Annotated in this window: 20 protein-coding genes; 13 read left to right on the plus strand and 7 right to left on the minus strand. The window is 63.5% G+C overall.

The genetic code is table 11. From position 1 onward, the window contains the following. Nucleotides 1–54: 54 nt before the first annotated feature. Nucleotides 55–951 (plus strand): LysR family transcriptional regulator, encoded by an 897-nt coding sequence (locus LK03_RS06370; RefSeq protein ID WP_038411561.1) that lies wholly within the window; start codon nucleotides 55–57, stop codon nucleotides 949–951. Here LK03_RS06370 and LK03_RS06375 read toward each other — a convergent pair. Next, nucleotides 948–1271 (minus strand): DUF883 family protein, encoded by a 324-nt coding sequence (locus LK03_RS06375; protein WP_038411562.1) that lies wholly within the window; start codon nucleotides 1269–1271, stop codon nucleotides 948–950. The genes LK03_RS06370 and LK03_RS06375 overlap by 4 nt on opposite strands. A gap of 153 nt (nucleotides 1272–1424) precedes the next feature. Between LK03_RS06375 and LK03_RS06380 the strand changes: the two genes are divergently transcribed. Further along, nucleotides 1425–1640, plus strand: a complete 216-nt coding sequence (locus tag LK03_RS06380) for a dodecin (RefSeq protein ID WP_028695832.1) — start codon at nucleotides 1425–1427, stop codon at nucleotides 1638–1640. A gap of 195 nt (nucleotides 1641–1835) precedes the next feature. Further along, nucleotides 1836–2057 carry a DUF1161 domain-containing protein gene (locus tag LK03_RS06385; protein ID WP_038411563.1) on the plus strand — a complete coding sequence of 74 codons (222 nt, stop codon included), beginning with the start codon at nucleotides 1836–1838 and terminating at the stop codon, nucleotides 2055–2057. 47 nt (nucleotides 2058–2104) lie between these two features. Here the strand turns inward: LK03_RS06385 and LK03_RS06390 are convergent, their stop codons facing one another. After that, nucleotides 2105–3109 (minus strand): LLM class flavin-dependent oxidoreductase, encoded by a 1005-nt coding sequence (locus LK03_RS06390; RefSeq protein WP_038411564.1) that lies wholly within the window; start codon nucleotides 3107–3109, stop codon nucleotides 2105–2107. A gap of 154 nt (nucleotides 3110–3263) precedes the next feature. On the opposite strand from LK03_RS06390, the gene LK03_RS06395 reads away from it, so the two are divergent. Together LK03_RS06395 and LK03_RS06400 are read left to right on the plus strand one after the other, a co-directional pair. After that, a complete protein-coding gene (locus LK03_RS06395) occupies nucleotides 3264–3689 on the plus strand; it encodes an OsmC family protein (protein ID WP_038411565.1) in 426 nt (141 codons plus the stop codon). Nucleotides 3690–3774: 85 nt separating this feature from the next. Then, nucleotides 3775–4008 (plus strand): DUF1161 domain-containing protein, encoded by a 234-nt coding sequence (locus LK03_RS06400; protein ID WP_038411566.1) that lies wholly within the window; start codon nucleotides 3775–3777, stop codon nucleotides 4006–4008. A gap of 37 nt (nucleotides 4009–4045) precedes the next feature. Here the strand turns inward: LK03_RS06400 and LK03_RS06405 are convergent, their stop codons facing one another. Together LK03_RS06405 and LK03_RS06410 are read right to left on the minus strand one after the other, a co-directional pair. Beyond that, the gene (locus LK03_RS06405; RefSeq protein WP_038411567.1) at nucleotides 4046–4459 is read right to left on the minus strand and encodes a hypothetical protein; all 414 of its coding nucleotides are present in this window, start codon (nucleotides 4457–4459) and stop codon (nucleotides 4046–4048) included. A gap of 51 nt (nucleotides 4460–4510) precedes the next feature. Beyond that, nucleotides 4511–4924 (minus strand): hypothetical protein, encoded by a 414-nt coding sequence (locus LK03_RS06410; RefSeq protein WP_038411568.1) that lies wholly within the window; start codon nucleotides 4922–4924, stop codon nucleotides 4511–4513. A gap of 67 nt (nucleotides 4925–4991) precedes the next feature. On the opposite strand from LK03_RS06410, the gene LK03_RS06415 reads away from it, so the two are divergent. Continuing rightward, nucleotides 4992–6095 carry an aminopeptidase gene (locus LK03_RS06415; protein WP_430962059.1) on the plus strand — a complete coding sequence of 368 codons (1104 nt, stop codon included), beginning with the start codon at nucleotides 4992–4994 and terminating at the stop codon, nucleotides 6093–6095. On the opposite strand, the gene LK03_RS06420 is transcribed toward LK03_RS06415, so the two are convergent. Both LK03_RS06420 and LK03_RS06425 read right to left on the minus strand, forming a co-directional pair. After that, nucleotides 6085–6735 (minus strand): HAD family hydrolase, encoded by a 651-nt coding sequence (locus LK03_RS06420; RefSeq protein WP_038411569.1) that lies wholly within the window; start codon nucleotides 6733–6735, stop codon nucleotides 6085–6087. The two genes, LK03_RS06415 and LK03_RS06420, sit on opposite strands and share 11 nt — an antisense overlap. A gap of 37 nt (nucleotides 6736–6772) precedes the next feature. Then, the gene (locus LK03_RS06425) at nucleotides 6773–7321 is read right to left on the minus strand and encodes a gamma carbonic anhydrase family protein (protein ID WP_038411571.1); all 549 of its coding nucleotides are present in this window, start codon (nucleotides 7319–7321) and stop codon (nucleotides 6773–6775) included. A gap of 104 nt (nucleotides 7322–7425) precedes the next feature. Between LK03_RS06425 and prlC the strand changes: the two genes are divergently transcribed. From prlC to LK03_RS06455, 6 genes are all read left to right on the plus strand, one after another. Continuing rightward, nucleotides 7426–9477 carry an oligopeptidase A gene (prlC, locus tag LK03_RS06430; RefSeq protein ID WP_038411572.1) on the plus strand — a complete coding sequence of 684 codons (2052 nt, stop codon included), beginning with the start codon at nucleotides 7426–7428 and terminating at the stop codon, nucleotides 9475–9477. After that, on the plus strand, nucleotides 9474–9755 hold the full coding sequence (locus tag LK03_RS06435; RefSeq protein ID WP_038411574.1) for a YheV family putative zinc ribbon protein: 282 nt from the start codon (nucleotides 9474–9476) through the stop codon (nucleotides 9753–9755). The genes prlC and LK03_RS06435 overlap by 4 nt, the downstream gene beginning before the upstream one ends. A gap of 103 nt (nucleotides 9756–9858) precedes the next feature. Then, nucleotides 9859–11871 carry a M3 family metallopeptidase gene (locus tag LK03_RS06440; protein WP_240478648.1) on the plus strand — a complete coding sequence of 671 codons (2013 nt, stop codon included), beginning with the start codon at nucleotides 9859–9861 and terminating at the stop codon, nucleotides 11869–11871. A 64-nt stretch (nucleotides 11872–11935) separates the two neighbouring features. After that, nucleotides 11936–12991, plus strand: a complete 1056-nt coding sequence (locus LK03_RS06445; protein WP_038411575.1) for a PA0069 family radical SAM protein — start codon at nucleotides 11936–11938, stop codon at nucleotides 12989–12991. A gap of 431 nt (nucleotides 12992–13422) precedes the next feature. After that, nucleotides 13423–14142 (plus strand): carbonic anhydrase, encoded by a 720-nt coding sequence (locus LK03_RS06450; protein WP_038411576.1) that lies wholly within the window; start codon nucleotides 13423–13425, stop codon nucleotides 14140–14142. 188 nt (nucleotides 14143–14330) lie between these two features. Next, nucleotides 14331–15866: a SulP family inorganic anion transporter gene (locus tag LK03_RS06455; protein ID WP_167334488.1), complete on the plus strand. Its 1536-nt coding sequence runs from the start codon at nucleotides 14331–14333 to the stop codon at nucleotides 15864–15866. A gap of 24 nt (nucleotides 15867–15890) precedes the next feature. Here the strand turns inward: LK03_RS06455 and LK03_RS06460 are convergent, their stop codons facing one another. Further along, nucleotides 15891–16532, minus strand: a complete 642-nt coding sequence (locus LK03_RS06460) for a hypothetical protein (protein ID WP_038411577.1) — start codon at nucleotides 16530–16532, stop codon at nucleotides 15891–15893. A gap of 459 nt (nucleotides 16533–16991) precedes the next feature. On the opposite strand from LK03_RS06460, the gene LK03_RS06465 reads away from it, so the two are divergent. Then, on the plus strand, nucleotides 16992–17624 hold the full coding sequence (locus LK03_RS06465; RefSeq protein ID WP_038411578.1) for an SCO family protein: 633 nt from the start codon (nucleotides 16992–16994) through the stop codon (nucleotides 17622–17624). Nucleotides 17625–17644 lie beyond the last annotated feature (20 nt).

The following is a 17644-nucleotide window of genomic DNA, read 5'->3' on the forward strand; positions in this document are numbered from 1 at the left end:
CCCGGCTGAAAACCGATAAGATTGGCTCTATACGTCAGGAAAACTCACACGTTCATGCGCGACGACCTTCCCCCGCTCAATGCCCTGCGTGCCTTCGAGGCTGCGGCCAGGCTCAATAGCGTCAGCCAGGCTGCCGAGGCGCTGCACGTAACCCATGGCGCGGTCAGCCGGCAGATCAAGGTGCTCGAGCAGCACCTGGGTGTGACCCTGTTCAGCAAGGAGGGACGCGGCATCAAACTCACAGATGCCGGGATTCGTCTGCGCGATGCCAGCGGCGAGGCATTCGATCGCCTGCGCAGTATTTGCGGGCAACTGGGCCGCGACGGGCGTCAGGCAGCGTTCGTGCTGGGTTGCTCAGGGAGCTTGCTGGCGCGCTGGTTCATTCCCCGGCTGGGGCGTCTGGAGGCAGAGCTACCGGAGCTGCGCCTGCACCTTTCGGCCGGTGAAGGCGACCTCGATCCACGTCGGCCCGGTCTCGATGCCCTGCTGGTGTACGCAGAACCGCCCTGGCCGGCGGACATGCACGTTCATGTATTGGCCCAGGAGCGGATCGGGCCGGTGCTCAGCCCGCATCTACCGGCCTTTGCCGCCTTGCAGCGGGCACCGGCCGAAGCGCTGCTGGGTCAGCCGCTGCTGCACACCACATCGCGGCCGCAGGCCTGGCCGAACTGGGCCAAGGAGCGAGGTTTGCCGAGCGATGAGTTACAGATGGGGCAGGCGTTCGAGCATTTGTACTATTTGCTCGAGGCGGCAGTAGCCGGTTTGGGGGTAGCGATTGCACCCGAGCCGCTGGTGGCGGATGACCTCAGGGCCGGCAGGTTGGCCGCACCCTGGGGGTTCTCTCCCACCCATGCGGCCTTGGCGCTGTGGGTGCCCAGGCGCGTCGCAAATGGACGCGCCGAGCAACTGGCGCAGTGGCTGCGCCGAGAGCTGCAGCGCCAGATCGATTAATTGCGGCGGCAGAGCAGCCAGGCGGCCAGCAGGCCCAGGGCGCCGACGGCAACGCCTGCGGTGGTCCAAGGATGTTCCTGAGCATAGTCGCGGGTGGCGATGCCGGTTTCCTTGGTGCGGGTCTTCACTTCTTCATAGGCGTCGGAAATCACGCCGCGCGAGTGGCGCAGGGCGTTTTCGGCGTTGCTGCGAATGGCCTTGATGGTTTTGTGCGACTCTTCCGTGGCGTCGTGCTTGAGCGTTTCCAGGGTGCTGAGCAGGCTTTCGATCTCGGCTTCCATGCTTTCCAGCGACGTCTTGCGCAGTGAGTTACGGGCCATGTTGATGCTCCTTAGCAATGAAATGGGCTGTGAGAAATGCGACTGCATTGCCTGGAGAAAGTGCAATCGAACTTTTCCTCCTGCGCACCGCTCGCAAGGAGACCGGGCCTGCGCCTGTCAGGCTTTTCGTACTGTCATCCAAGGAGAGCATTCATGAGTGATCATCACACCTACAAGAAGGTCGAATTGGTCGGTTCATCGCGCACCAGCATCGAAGACGCCATCAACAATGCGCTGGATGAAGCCAGCAGCAGCCTGAAGAACATGGAGTGGTTCGAAGTCACCGAAACCCGCGGGCATATCGAAGGTAACAAGGTCGGCCACTTCCAGGTCACCCTGAAGGTGGGCTTCAAGATCGCCAATAGCTGATTTCAGAGGGATCTACTCGCGGTCACGTGGCGGCCGTACTATTTTTCAGGGACGCCGTGCTGCCGGCTCGAGACCTTGTCGGCTATCGCGGGTGAACCGCAGCGGCGGACCGTCCGCTCCTACACGGGTGGCGCTACTCAGCAGGGCGTTTGTAGGTGTCTGATCTGTTTTTCGTCTGTACAAGGAATTCGAGCGATGAAGAGATGGCTAGTGGCCTCGGGCCTGATGATGCTTGCCACCAGTGCCCTGGCAGCAGGCAAACCGTGTGAAGAGCTGAAAAGTGAAATCGCGGCCAAGCTCGATGCCAAAGGGGTGCAGAACTACACCCTGGAAGTGGTCGACAAAGGCACCGCCGCCGGCAAGACCGTCGGCACTTGCGAGGGTGGGACCAAGGAGATCGTCTACCGTCGTGACTGATCGGCAGCACGCCGGGACATGGCTGAGCGCCATGCCCCGGCGTGTGCTCAATCTGCCTGCAACGCCTCTGCCAGCAATTGGTAGGAGCGCAGGCGGTCGCTGTGTTCGTACAGATCGCAGGTGAAGATCAGTTCATCGGCGCCGGTCTGCTCCAGCAATACCTCCACCTTCGCTTTGACCTTCTGCGGGCTGCCGATCATCGCCAGGCCAAGGAAGCTGCTCACCGCTTCGCGCTCGTGGGGTAGCCACAGCCCGTCCATGCTCGCCACCGGCGGACGCTGCATCAGGCTCTGCCCGCGCATCAATGCCAGTATTCGTTGATACACCGAGGTGGCCAGGTATTCGGCCTGCTCGTCGGTATCGGCCACCACCATCGGCACGCCCAGCATCACATAAGGTTTGTCGAGCACCGTCGAGGGCTTGAAGTGATTGCGGTAGGTGCGAATCGCCTCGTGCAAGTAGCGCGGGGCGAAATGTGAGGCGAAGGCATAGGGCAGCCCGCGCATGCCGGCCAGTTGCGCGCTGTACAGGCTCGAACCGAGCAGCCACAACGGCACATCGGTGTCATGGCCGGGCACGGCGATCACCCGCTGGTCGTCGGTGCGCGGCCCGAGATAACGCGACAGTTCCTCGACATCTTCAGGGAAGTCGTCGGCACTGCCGGAGCGTTCGCGGCGCAGGGCGCGGGCGGTCATCTGGTCGGAGCCAGGCGCGCGACCAAGGCCCAGATCGATGCGGCCTGGATACAGACTCGCCAGGGTGCCGAATTGCTCGGCGATCACCAGCGGTGCGTGGTTGGGCAGCATCACCCCTCCCGAGCCGACGCGAATGCGCGAGGTGCCACCGGCGAGGTAGCCGATCAGCACCGCCGTGGCCGAACTGGCGATGCCGTCCATGTTGTGGTGCTCGGCCACCCAGAAACGCGTGTAGCCCAGCGCTTCGGCATGCCGTGCCAGGTCCAGCGAATTGTGCAGCGATTGCGCCGGGCCGGCGTCGGCACGCACCGGTACCAGGTCGAGCACCGAATAATTGAGGTCGGACAAAGCCGTCATTGGAGCCTCCGCAAGAAATGGTTGGCCTGAAGCCATACTGACTCTGTATGGGCACAATCGGTCGATTCAATGCCCGAGCGAGGATTGCGCTGAACTTGCAGCGCAAGGTTGTCCTCTGACCTTGAGGTACTTCACCCAATGTCCAGGAGGCATCATGAAAAAGACAGCATCGGCGATTTGGGAAGGCGGGATCAAAGACGGCAAAGGCCGCATCTCCACTGAAAGCGGCGCGCTCAAGCAAAATCCGTACGGCTTCAACACCCGTTTTGAGAATACCCCGGGCACCAACCCGGAAGAGCTCATCGGCGCTGCCCATGCCGGCTGCTTCTCGATGGCGTTGTCACTGATGCTTGGCGAGGCCAAGCTGGTGCCCGAGCGTATCGATACCACCGCTGAGGTCACCCTCGAGAAACAAGACGACGGCTTTGCCATCACCGCCATTCACCTGACCCTCAAGGCCAAGGTGCCAGGCGCCAGCGACGAGCAGTTCAAGGAGATCGCCAACAAGGCCAAAGCCGGTTGCCCGGTGTCGAAAGTGCTCAACGCCAATATCACCTTGGACGCCACCCTGGTGTCCTGAGCAGTGTCCTGAGTACGGCAACGGCAACGCTTTCCTGTACTCTGGCAGGCATCGGCAGGATGCCTGCCATTACTGGAGTCGTTTCATGATTCGTCTTGCCGTAGCAGTGCTGGCTTCACTGGTGGGCACCGTCGCCCTGGCCGCACCCAAGCCGTGTGAGGAGCTCAAGGCCGAGATCGAGGCCAATATCCAGGCCAAGGGCGTAGCGTCCTATACGCTCGAGATCGTGCCCAACAGCGAAGTCAGCGACCCCAACATGGTGGTCGGCAGCTGTGAGAACTCGACCAAGAAAATCATCTACCAAAAGAACGACGACTGACCGCCGCAAAGTGCCCCAGCGCTAGCCCTTGCTCGGCTCAGGGGATGCAGAAGATGTCGCTCGGTCGATCTACCAGTACCTCGCGATCCGCCCCGTACAAGTACACCTGCGGCTGCATCGCCGGCGCCCGCGCTTCCAGGCGATAGCGCTGGCCTGCCTCGAAATTGTTGAAGCGTACGGTCAGGTAGCAGGTGCGCTCGGTGGGGTTCATCGACAAGCCGCCTGAATACACCTCGTAATCGAAGCGCACTACCAGCTCGTGCTTGCCCGGCGTTACCTGAAAATAGCGGCCATCTTCGAGGCGCTGGCCATCGAGGCGGTCGGCCATGAGCATGCGCCCGGGTGTCATGGTGTAGAGGTCAACCCAGGCCTGTTGCGGATCAACCGGGGGTAACGGGCTTGCGCATCCCCCCAGCACACTGAGGGCGATCAGCATGATTGGCTGGCGCATGGCGTAGCTCCGTCGGGGGACATGCCGTTGAGCATAGCGCGATCTGCCCTGTCAGGTACGCTGACAGCCCGCCGGCGATCCTTCTCCGATCAACTTCTGCTGCTGGTCGTACAACTTGACCCACGGATGCAGACCGGTACTGCCCGCCATCAGCCGATAGCGCTCGCCGGCATTGAAATCCTTGAACGACAGATTGAGCTGGCAATCACGCTGCAAGGGTTCCTCCACCGGGCCCAGATTGCTCGGCGGCACGGCGAACTGATAGCGCACCGTCAGTTCGTGCTTGCCGGGCGCAACCTCGAAATAGCGCGGGTCTTGCCAGTCGCGTTCATCCACCTGCACGGCATCGAGCGTGGTATCGGCATGGGGGGCGAGGTCGATCCAGGCCTGCTCGGGATCAGGATCGGGCAGCGTGGAGCAGGCGGATATCAGCAGCAGCGCGCTGACCGTAACGAGCGTACGCATGGCAAAGGTTCCCTTGGGCAAGATAGTCTTGGCGACATAGGCCGCTTGAGCGAGATCGACACCTGCGATGTTCCACATTCCTCCGATCGAGCACGCCGGCCGCCGGCCTCTGGACTGCGTTTTCAGCAGGTTGGTTCCCGTGCTCGCCGCGCTTGTGCTGAGCGGTTGCAGCAGCCTGGGTTACTACGGCCAACTGGCAGAAGGCCAATGGCAACTGCTGCGGGCACGTCAGCCGGTGAGCGCGCTGATCGACGATCCGCGCACCTCGCCTGCCCTGCGCCAGCAATTACAACGGGCGCAGACGGCGCGCCGCTTCGCCAGTCAGACCCTGAAGCTGCCAGATAACCAGAGCTATCGGGTGTACGCCGACCTCGGCCGTCCGTTCGTCGTGTGGAACGTGTTCGCCACCCCGGAACTGTCGTTGCAGCCGCTCAGCCATTGCTTCCCCATCGCGGGCTGTGTGGCCTATCGCGGCTATTACCGTCAGGGCGCGGCGCGTGGCGCGGCGGCGCTGTTGCGCCAGCAGGGCATGGATGTCTATGTCGGCGGGGTCGAGGCCTATTCGACCCTGGGCTGGTTCGACGACCCGATCCTGTCGTCGATGCTCACCTGGGGCGATGAGCGCCTGGCGACGCTGATCTTCCACGAGCTGTCGCACCAGCGCGTGTACGTGCCGGACGACACCGCTTTCAATGAGTCTTACGCCACCTTCGTCGAGCAGGAAGGCACCCGAGAGTGGCGCCGCGCCCAGGGCCTGGCGCTGGCTGACGAGCGAGCACCGCAGCAGCGCGACCAGTTCGTCGCCCTGGTGCTCGAGGCCCGTGAGCGTCTGCAGGCGCTGTATGCCAGCCCCCGCAGCGACGCCGACAAGCGCCTGGCCAAGCAGGCCGAATTCGCCCGCCTGCGCCAGCGCTACCAGCGTGTGCGCGACCAGCAATGGGCCGGCGACCGGCGTTACGACGCTTTCATCTACGGCCCGTTGAACAACGCCAAGCTACTGCCCTTTGGCCTGTATGACCAATGGGTGCCGGCCTTTGCCGCGCTGTTCAGGCAGGTCGAGGGTGATTGGACGCGCTTTCACCAGCGCGTCGAACGCCTCGGCCAGCTACCCGCCGCCGCGCGCACTGCGCAATTGCAGCGACTGGCGGCGGGCACGCGGCTCAGCGAGTGAGAAACGCCTGGTGCAGCTCGGCCACGCTGTTGAAGTGGAAGGCCGGTGCCTCGGCGCGCAGCTCTTCTTCGCTGCCAAAGCCATAGCCCACGGCAACGGCTTGCAGGCCATTGCGGTGCGCGCCCATCAGGTCGTGCTTGCGATCGCCGATCATCAGCGTCTGCGCCGGATCGAGGCGCTCTTGCTCGAGCAGATGGCCAATCAGCTCGACCTTGTTGGTGCGGGTGCCGTCCAGCTCGCTGCCGTAGATCACCTTGAAGTGCTGGTCGAAAGCGAAGTGCCGAGCGATTTCGCGGGCGAATTCCCACGGTTTGGAGGTGGCGACGTACAAGGTGCGACCCTGCCCCACCAGCTCGCCGAGCAGTTGCGGGATGCCCTCGTAGACCTGGTTCTCGTACAGGCCGGTCACGCGGAAACGCTCGCGATAGAAATTCACCGCCTGCCAGGCGGTGGCCTCGTCGAAGGCGTAGTTGTGCATGAACGCTTGCAGCAACGGCGGGCCGATGAAGTGTTCCAGGCGCGTGAGGTCTGGCTCGTCGATGCCCAGTTTGGCCAACGCATACTGAATCGAGCGGGTGATGCCAAGGCGCGGGTCGGTGAGGGTGCCGTCGAGGTCGAAGAGGAGGGTCTGCTGCTGCATGTAGGGGGTGTCCAGTCGATGAATGCGGAGGTCAGGCTCACTCGGGGCGGTCGAAGCCTTCGGCCAGGTGCTGGTCCTTGAGCTTGACGTAGTTGCCGGCGGTATAGGTGAAGAAGCCACGCTCCTTGTCCGTCAGCGGGCGTACCTGCTTGACCGGGCTGCCGACGTACAGGTAGCCGCTGTGCAGGCGCTTGCCCGGCGGCACCAGGCTGCCGGCGCCGATGATCACCTCGTCTTCGACCATCGCCCCGTCCATCACCGTGCTGCCCATGCCGACCAGAATGCGGCTGCCCAAGGTGCAGCCGTGCAGCATCACCTTGTGCCCGATGGTGACGTCATCGCCGATCAGCAAGGGGAAACCCTCGGGATTGAACGGCCCGGCGTGGGTGATGTGCAGCACGCTGGCATCCTGCACGCTGGTGCGGGCACCGATGCGGATGCGGTGCATGTCGCCGCGGATCACCGTCAGCGGCCACACCGAGCTGTCTGCGCCGATCTCGACGTCGCCGATGACGACCGCCGAACGGTCGACGAACACGTGTGGGCCCAGCGACGGAGTGTGCTGGGCGAATGAGCGGATGGCCATGGAAATAGTGCCTCTCTTGCGAAGGGATAGGCAGGCTGCTTGCTGCGGTCGGCGTCGATTGTAATTAAGATGGACGCGTGTTTCTTCTGCCAAGGTGCCAAACCGTGAGTGCGACCAACCCGCTTCTGCAGTCCCATGACCTGCCGCCCTTCTCGCTGATCCGCGCCGAACACGTGCTGCCGGCGGTCGAGCAGATCCTGGCCGACAACCGCGCAACCATCGCCGGCATCCTGCAATCACAGGCCCAGCAGCCGACCTGGGCCGGTCTGGTGCTGGCCATGGATGAGCTCAACGACCGCCTCGGCGCGGCCTGGAGCCCGGTCAGCCACCTCAACGCCGTGTGCAACAGCGCCGAGCTGCGCGAGGCCTACGAGGCCTGCCTGCCGGCCCTGAGCGCCTACTCCACCGAGCTGGGGCAGAACCGCGAATTGTTCGAAGCCTACCAGGCACTGGCCAGCAGCCCGCAAGCGGCCGGCTTCGACCAGGCGCAAAAAACCATTCTCGAACACGCGCTGCGTGATTTCCGCCTGTCGGGCATCGACCTGCCACTCGAGCAGCAGCAGCGCTACGCCCAAGTGCAAAGTACGCTCAGCGAGCTGGGCAGCCGCTTCTCCAACCAACTGCTCGACGCCACCCAGGCCTGGAGCAAGCACGTCACCGACGAAGCCGCGCTGGCAGGGTTGCCGGATTCGGCCAAGGCGCAGATGGCCGCCGCGGCCCAGGCCAAGGGCCTCGATGGCTGGCTGATTACCCTGGAATTCCCCAGCTACTACGCGGTGATGACCTACGCCAGCGACCGCAGCCTGCGTGAAGAGCTGTACGCCGCCTACTGCACCCGCGCCTCCGATCAAGGACCGAATGCCGGACAGTTCGACAATGGTCCGGTGATGGCGCAGATTCTCGACCTGCGTCAGGAACTGGCGCAGTTGCTCGGTTACCCCAATTACGCCGAGCTGAGCCTGGCGACCAAGATGGCCGACAGCAGCGAGCAGGTGCTGAGCTTCCTGCGCGACCTGGCCCAGCGCAGCAAACCGTTCGCCGCCCAGGACCTGGAGCAGCTCAAGGCCTACGCCGCCGAGCAAGGCTGCAACGACCTGGCCAGCTGGGACGTCGGCTACTATGGGGAAAAACTCCGCGAGCAGCGCTACAGCGTGTCGCAGGAAGCCCTGCGTGCCTACTTCCCCATCGACAAAGTGCTGTCGGGTCTGTTCAGCATCGTTCAGCGCCTGTACGGCATCGAAATCACCGAACTCAAAGGCTTCGACGGCTGGCATGCCGATGTACGCCTGTTCGAAATCCGTGAAAACGGCCAGCACGTCGGGCGCTTCTTCTTCGACCTGTATGCCCGCGCCAACAAACGTGGCGGGGCCTGGATGGACGGCGCCCGCGACCATCGGCGTACCGCCACGGGCCAGTTGCAAAGCCCGGTAGCGAATCTGGTGTGCAACTTCACCCCGGCCGAGCCAGGCAAACCTGCCCTGCTCACCCACGATGAAGTCACCACCCTGTTCCATGAGTTCGGCCACGGCCTGCACCACCTGCTGACGCGCATCGAACATGCCGGCGTTTCCGGTATCAATGGCGTGGCCTGGGACGCCGTCGAGCTGCCCAGCCAGTTCATGGAGAACTGGTGCTGGGAACCGGAAGGCCTGGCGCTGATTTCCGGCCATTACCAGACCGGCGCGCCGCTGCCGCAAGACCTGCTCGACAAGATGCTTGCAGCGAAGAACTTCCAGTCCGGGATGATGATGGTGCGCCAGCTGGAGTTCTCGCTGTTCGACTTCGAGCTGCACGCCACCCATGGCGACGGGCGCAGTGTGCTGCAGGTGCTCGAAGGGGTACGCGATGAAGTCACGGTGATGCGTCCGCCTGCCTACAACCGCTTCCCCAACAGCTTCGCGCACATCTTCGCAGGCGGTTACGCGGCGGGTTACTACAGCTACAAGTGGGCCGAAGTGCTGTCTGCCGACGCCTTCTCGCGCTTCGAAGAAGACGGCGTGCTCAATGCCGATACCGGTCGTGCGTTCCGCGAGGCCATCCTGGCCCGTGGCGGCTCGCTGGCGCCGATGGCGCTGTTCGTCGACTTCCGTGGCCGCGAGCCTTCCATCGATGCACTGCTGCGTCACTGCGGGCTGAGCGAGGCCGCCGCGGCATGAGCGAGGACGCTGTGATGAAAACCAAGAAGCGCTTCATCGCCGGGGCGGTCTGCCCGGCGTGCAGCGAGCCGGACAAGCTGATGATGTGGAACGAAGACGGCGTTCCGCACCGTGAGTGCGTGGCCTGCGGCTTCAGCGACACGCTCAACGAGCAGGGCCTGTCGGTGCCCAAGGAACTGGGTACGCGGGTCAATCACTTGGCGCCCAAGGCGGCACCGGCGCAGGTGCAGACCGTGCAGTTCTTCCCTAACCCAAAGCTGAAGAAGCCTGCCGATTGAGTCATCGGGTGCATCGAGCGCCTGTGCTGTAGGTAATGCGGCCCAGGGTGCCTGGAGGGCTGATTAAGGTGCTGACTCCCTTGATCTACCTCCGAGGTATCCTGTGACCGACTCCCCGCTGCCGTCTCTAAACGGCTTGTTCGACTATCCCTCCCTTGACCCATACGCCGTGCAACAGGCGTTCGCCGAACGCTGCGTCGCGCAGCGCAGCGCGCTGGCCGCCCTCCTCGCCGAGCACAGCCAGGTGCCTGCGTGGAGCACCCTGGTAGCCGCCGTGGAAGCGCTCGACCGGCAGGTCCAAGACTTGTTCCACAGCCTCGTGCCGCTGGCCTATGAAGGTGAGCAATGGGCCGTGTCGGTCGACAATTGTTACCAGCAACTGCGTGATTGGGAGCTGCACAAGTACCAGTCAGCCGAGCTGTATCAGGCTTATCTGGTAATCGATGGCGCTGTGCTGGAGCCTGCCCAGCGCGTGCTGCTGGCGCGGATTCTGGAGGATTTCCAGCGCAATGGTGCGGCGCTGGCGCCGCTGCAACGTCAGCAATTGCAGCAAACCGACCGCGCCATCGCCGCCCTCGAGCAGCAATTTTTGACCAACTTGGACAATGCCCGTGATGCCTGGAGCCTGCTGCTCGATGACAATGCCCGTCTGGCCGGGGTGCCTGAGGCCGAGCAGGCGCGTCTGGCGGCCCGCGCTCAGGCTCGCGGTGACAGTGGCTGGCTGATCGAGCTGAATGACACCACTGTCGAGACCCTGCTGTGCTGGGCGGATGAACGTGATCTGCGCGAGCAGGTGTACCGCGCCCAGCACACCCTCGCCTGCGACCTGGGCACTGATCCGCAGCTGGATAACGGCCCGGTGCTGGTGGCCCTGCTGCGCCTGCGCCACGAGCGCGCGCAACTGCTGGGCGCCGAGGACGCGCTGGCGTTGAGCCTGCGTAACAAGGATGCCAAGGGTCAGGCTGAGGTCGAGGCATTCCTCACCACTTTGCTGGACGACAACCGGCCACGCGTTCAGGCCGACCTCGAAGCGCTGCAGGCCGAAGCCGTGCGTCAGGGGCTCGACGAACTGCAACCGTGGGATGTGGCGTACCTGTCGCGCTGTCTGAACAGCGCCGAGGATGACCAACTCGATGCGCGGCTGCGCCAAGGCTTCCCCCTCGAATCGGCTCTCGAAGGTTTGTATGCCCTCTATGAGCGGCTGTTCGGCCTGACCCTGACCCCGATAGAAACGGCCGCGTGGCAGCCCGATGTCCAGGCGTTGCAGGTCAGCGAGGCAGGCGTGGTACTGGGGCATATTTACCTGGATGCCTACGAACGTCCGGGCAAGGCAGCGTGGCCCTACAGCTATCCGATGCGTGCTCGCCATGTTCTGGCGCAGGGTTCGGCAAGCCTGCCGCTGGCGCTGATCTCGTGCAGCTTCGAGCGCCCGCTTGCAGGTACTTCGGCGTACTTGACGCACCTCGACCTGTGCAAATTGTTCCATGAGTTTGGGCATGCCGTGCACCAAGTGCTGGCCGCTAACGACCAGCGCCGGTTGAATCGCATCGACGTTGCTACCTTGGGGGCCGATCACGTCGAGTTCGTCGGCACTGTGCTGGAGCAGTGGTGCTGGTCGGCGCACACCCTTCAGCAGTTGCACCGTCCTCAGGCAGGTGAGCCGAAGGCCTCGTTGGAAGACTTAGAGCAGTGGCTGGCGAGCAAGCGCCGTTGGCAAGCGGTGGACGAAGCCCGGCGTCTGCGGCGCGCCTGGTTCGATGTGCATGCCCACAGCGGTAGCGCAGCCCGACAAGACGTGCGCGCCCTCGCCGTGGCCGCCAACCAGGCAGCAGGCTTACCCGAGACCTTCGCGCACGAGCGCTTCGCCGAATCGTTCGATTACCTGGTGACCGGTTACGACGCAGGCTACTACTGCTATGCCTGGGCCCAGGCCCATGCCATCGACGCCTTCACGCGATTCGAACAAGCGCCTGCTGACGAAGCGGGAATGGGCAGGGAGCTGCGCCAGGAGATTCTGTCGCAGGGGGCCGTGCGCAGCATGACGGCGTCTTTCGAAGCCTTCATGGGGCGGCCGCTGTCACTGCAGGCCTATGCAGCCCGTCGGGGTACGGCCTGATAGCGGTAGCAGGTTGACTGTCACCGATGCACTGTATGTAAATACAGTGCATCGGGTACCCAGCATGAACCCCCCCGTCATTCGTGGTCGTGGCACCGCGGACAATCCCCACAACCGATTCGCCGCCACCCGCTCGGTGGCCGAGGACGATGGCTGGTATCAGGAGGTGCCGCCGACCCAGACCACCGAGGTGCGTTTCGAACAGGCGAAAACCATCATCGCCCGCAACACCTCCCCCGACCTGCCCTTCGACCGCTCGATCAACCCCTATCGCGGTTGCGAGCACGGCTGTATCTACTGCTACGCCCGCCCCTCCCATGCCTATTGGGACATGTCGCCAGGGCTGGATTTCGAAACCCGGCTGATCGCCAAGAGCAACGCTGCCGAGGTGCTTGAGCAACAGTTGAGCAAACCGGGGTATGTCTGCGCGCCGATCAACCTGGGGGCGAACACTGACCCGTACCAGCCCATCGAACGCGAGCAGCGCCTGAGCCGCCAAGTGCTGGAGGTGCTGTTGCGCTATCGCCATCCGGTGACCATCGTCACCAAAGGCTCGCTGGTGCTGCGCGACCTCGATCTGCTCAGCGAGCTGGCCGAGCGGCGCCTGGTACGGGTAATGATCAGCCTGACCACCCTGGACAACGAACTCAAACGCACCCTTGAACCTCGAGCCGCTTCGCCCGCCGCCCGCCTGCGGGCCATTCGCGTGCTGCGCGAAGCCGAGGTTCCGGTTGGCGTGTTGTGCTCGCCCATCATTCCGATGATCAACGACTGCGAGCTGGAGCGCTTGCTCGAAGCGGCCAAGCAGGCCGGTGCACAGAGCGCCGCCTACATGCTGCTGCGCCTGCCGCGCGAGGTGGCGCCGCTGTTCGAGCAGTGGCTGCACGACCACTACCCGCAGCGCGCCAACCATGTGCTCAGCCTGATCCGCCAGAGCCGCGGCGGCGAGCTGTACGACAGCCGCTTTGGTGAGCGCATGCGCGGCGAAGGCGTGTTCGCCGAACTGCTGGCCCAGCGCTTCGCCAAGGCCATGCGCCGCATGCAGTTCGCTGGGCGCGAGGCGTTGGCGCTGGACTGCTCGGCGTTCGCGCCGCCGGGGGAGCAGATGCGCTTGTTTTGAGCGTGCTTCGCAACGGCTCCCGGGCTGCTTACTCCCAGTTGGCCGGGGTGGAAAAGTCCCAGATAAATCGGAAGACCCACTCGCGTGTTGTCGGAATATTCCTTGTCGTTCGATAAGCGCGGGTGAATGCCCGATAACGGAGGTGGAGGCTTACCAAGCCAACAATCCCACTAAACCCAACCAACAATTTCGCTCATGGCTCTTGGCAACTAATGCTTTTTTGCTATTATCGAAAACCCGCCGAACCCATCTAGGACGCGTGTTCTAGACCCTCCGCAATTAAGTTTCAGTTAAGTTTTCTCCGATAGCGTAGGAAACCAGTCGTCACCGACTGTGATTTCTGGTCTTCGTGTGTCATCTAATTCCGCGCATAGCCTGAATCTTTCAACCGGTAAACGGATCTCACCTACTCACCGTCAAGAGGATCAATCATGCCCGTAAAGGACCCATCCAAGCCCGTCCCGGCTGCACCCGCAGAGAGCGCTGATGCTGCCATGAAGCACATCGTCGACGGCTTTCTGCGGTTCCACACTGAAGTGTTCCCCGAGCGTCAGGAGCTGTTCAAGAAGCTGGCCACCGCGCAGAAGCCGCGCGCCATGTTCATCACCTGCGCCGACTCGCGGATCGTGCCTGAGCTGATCACCCAGAGCTCGCCAGGCGATCTGTTCGTCACCCGTAACGTCGGTAACGTCGTACCGCCCTACGGTCAAATGAACGGTGGTGTCTCGAGCGCCATCGAGTACGCGGTACTGGCCCTGGGCGTGCACCACATCATCATCTGTGGCCACTCCGATTGCGGCGCCATGCGCGCGGTGCTCAACCCCCGTTCGCTGGACAAGATGCCGACCGTTTCTGCCTGGCTGCGCCATGCCGAAGTGGCGCGCACGGTCATCGAAGACAACTGCGCCTGCGGCAGCGAGCACGAAAGCATGCAGCTGCTGACCAAGGAAAACGTCATCGCCCAGCTGCACCACCTACGTACGCACCCGTCGGTGGCCTCGCGTCTGGCAGCGGGCCAGCTGTACATCCATGGCTGGATCTACGACATCGAAACCAGCCAGATCGAAGCCTACGATGCTGCCAGCGACCGCTTCCTGCCGCTGACCGAAGGTGACTCGATTCCCTGCGCCACTCCGAGAGGCCGCTACTAAGCGTCCCGTCCCGCTGCACATGTCTTGATAGCCGGCTGCACCCTGTGGGTGCGGCGCGGTCATCGCCTGCCTTGAAACGCCCCGTTCGGCCTGCCGGTTTTTTCACTGGCGGTTTGCGCCTGCGCGCCGTTCGGGGTTCCGCGTGCTGACGGCCAGTGGAATGGCCGGACAATTGAGAAAGGAGCGTCATGGTGAACACGACACAGATGAAAGCAGCGCTGCCGCGTGAATTACTGGCATCGGTGGTGGTATTTCTGGTGGCCCTGCCGTTGTGCATGGGCATCGCCATCGCCTCGGGCATGCCACCGGCCAAGGGCTTGATCACCGGTATCATCGGCGGCATCGTGGTGGGCTTCATCGCCGGTTCACCGCTACAGGTCAGTGGTCCGGCTGCGGGCCTTGCGGTGCTGGTGTTCGAACTGGTGCGCCAGCATGGCATGGCCATGCTCGGGCCGATTCTGCTGCTGGCTGGGCTGTTGCAACTGCTGGCCGGGCGTTTCCGCCTGGGCTGCTGGTTCCGTGTCACCGCCCCGGCGGTGGTGTACGGCATGCTCGCCGGTATCGGCGTGCTGATCGTGCTGTCGCAGATCCACGTGATGTTCGACACCGCCCCGCAGCCCTCAGGCCTGCAGAACCTGCTGGGTTTCCCCGCCACCTTGGCCGAAGCCTTGCCTTTGGGTAGCGGCGGCATCGGCTGGCAGGCCGGGCTGCTGGGCCTGGGCACCATCGCCCTGATGTGGGGCTGGGAACGCTGGCGGCCGCAGCGTTTGCGCTTCGTGCCCGGCGCGTTGCTGGGCGTGGCGCTGATGACGCTGATCAGCATGGCGCTGACCCTGCCGGTCGACCGTGTGGTGGTGCCGGCGGATCTGTCCGAGGCGATCGACTGGCTGCGCCCCGACGACCTGCTGAAACTGGCCGATCCCACCTTGCTGATCGCAGCCTTCGCCCTGGCCTTCATCGCCAGCGCCGAGACGTTGTTGTCTGCCGCAGCGGTCGACCGCATGCACAACGGACAACGCTCGGACTTCGACCGCGAGCTGTCGGCGCAAGGTGTCGGCAACATGCTCTGCGGCGTGCTCGGTGCGCTGCCGATGACCGGTGTGATCGTGCGCAGCTCGGCCAACGTGCAGGCCGGGGCGCAGACGCGCTGGTCGGCGATTCTGCATGGTGTGTGGTTGCTGGCGTTCGTGGTGGCGCTGAGCAGTGTGCTGCAGCAGATTCCCATCGCCAGCCTGGCCGGTGTGCTGGTCTACACCGGGATCAAGCTGGTCGACTTCAAGGCCCTGCGCAGCCTGGGCCGGTATGGCCGGATGCCGATGCTGACCTATGCCGTGACGGCCCTGGCGATCGTCTTCACCGACCTGCTGACCGGCGTGCTGCTGGGCTTCGCCATGACCCTGCTGACCCTGGCGCTGAAAGCGGCGCGCTTGAAGATCAGCCTGATCGAGCTGGACAAGCCTGGGCACATGGAGCTGCGCCTGACCGGAGCGGCGACCTTCCTCAAGGTGCCGGCGTTGACCCAGGTGCTGGAGACGGTACCGGCCGGCACTACCCTGCATGTCCCGCTGGGCAACCTCAGCTATATCGACCATGCCTGCCTGGAGCTGCTCGAAGACTGGGGCCGCAGCGGCAAGGCCAACGGTTCCCGGCTGTGGATCGAGCAGCGCCGGCTCAAGCGCCGCATCGAAGGCAAGATGCGCAGTACGGCAGGGGCTGGGGTGTAGCCGAGACTGCGCTGACCCTGGAGCTCAGGCCGACTGGCCGAGCTCCACGCCCCACTGCCGCGACAGGCACGGCCAGCGCTGCCAGGCGGCGCCGGTGGTGGGGCTGCTCAGGGTTTCGCGGTATTGCTCGACCGATTCCGCGGCGAAGCTCTCGTCGTCGAGCATTTCATCCACCGAATGGTGCACCACGGCATCGAGCTGGTTGGCGAACTGCTCGCCGATCAGCTGGTGGGCGATCAGGTTGGCGACGGTGGTATCCACCGGAATCAGCGGCTGGCTGAAGTGGCGGATGTACAGGTCGTTGACCTCCTCTACCAGCCGATGCGCCAGATACGCCTCATCGAGCAGGCAATCGAGGCCGACATGGCCGCTCAGCTCGCTGGGGGGCTGCAGAAAATACGCCTCGGCGATCTGCAGCACAGGCTTGATCTGCGTTTCGATGCCCGCTTCGCGCGACACCGCATGGGCCGCTTCCAGCAGCTCCGGGACTTGCTCGATGTAGGCCATGACGAAACGGCCGAGGGTGCCCTGGGCATCCTGTTCGGGAAGCTGGATCAGCGGATGAAGATGGGGCAGTTGCTGTTCCAGGCGTTGCTTGAGCTGGCCGGTCTGGCGCTCGTGTTGATGGGCTTGGCTGATCTGATCGCGTACTGCGGCGATGTTCATGACAACTCCAAAGGTGTGGCGTGACAAACGGAAGACAGTAAGGTAGCTCGGTATACCGGTGACTTAAGAACGATTTGTCATAATCTGGCCCGTGGTATACCTCGTTCGCTATATAGCTTAAGTGATAGTGCTCTCCATCCTGCATCCTGCCTGGGCTGCAGCGCAATGGCTCGATAGTGCGCCAGTGCTCGGGCAAAGGCGTAGCACAGTGGCCTGAACGTCATTTTGCAACATAGGTATGATCGTCTCGGCGTTTTGCTGAGCGCTGTCATGCAGGTCGATACGTATTGTCCGGTCGACGTCCGTTGATTGATCGCTACGCTGTCTGATGGCATTGCCGAGCAGATCGCTCACCGCCACTGCAATCTGTTTGGCCGGGGACGGCCGAGCTGCGTCTGGCTCGTCGCTTCAGCGTGGGGTACCGTGTCGCGCGTCGCCCACTTCCGATAAGCCACCGCCATGACCCGCATGCAGAAAACCCTCGTCGTCCTCATTGCCCTGGTCGGGCTGATCGGCGGCCTCGCCGTGAACCGTATACTCAACGGCAATAGCGAGTTCAATCCCGCCGAACTGGCCGATGCCGGGATCATCCTGCTGCCGCAAAGCCGCGCCGTACCGGGCCTGCGCATGACCAACCAGGATGGACAGCCGGTGGCGCTCGACCAATTGCAGGGCAAATGGTCTCTGCTGTTCTTCGGTTACACCTACTGCCCAGACATCTGCCCCACCACCCTGGCGCAACTGCGGCAGATCAAGAGCCAACTGCCTGAAGCCACCCTGCAACGCTTGCAAGTAGTGCTGGTGAGCGTCGATCCCGAGCGTGATACCACACAACAGCTCAAGCAGTACCTGGGCTACTTCGACAAGAACTTCATCGGCCTGCGTGGGTCGATTGCCGATACTCAGACATTGGCCAACGCCCTGAGCATCCCGTTCATCCCGGCCGACACCAGCAAGCCCGGGTATACCGTCGATCACAGCGGCAACCTGGCGGTGATTGGTCCGGACGGGCGCCAACGCGGCTTCATCCGGGCGCCGTTCAGTACACAGAAACTGGTTGCGCGGTTGCCGCAGTTGGTCAAGCGCGATTGATACCGCCGTTTGCGCATGCA

It is taken from the genome of Pseudomonas cremoricolorata (assembly GCF_000759535.1).
Classification (GTDB): Bacteria; Pseudomonadota; Gammaproteobacteria; order Pseudomonadales; family Pseudomonadaceae; genus Aquipseudomonas; species Aquipseudomonas cremoricolorata_A.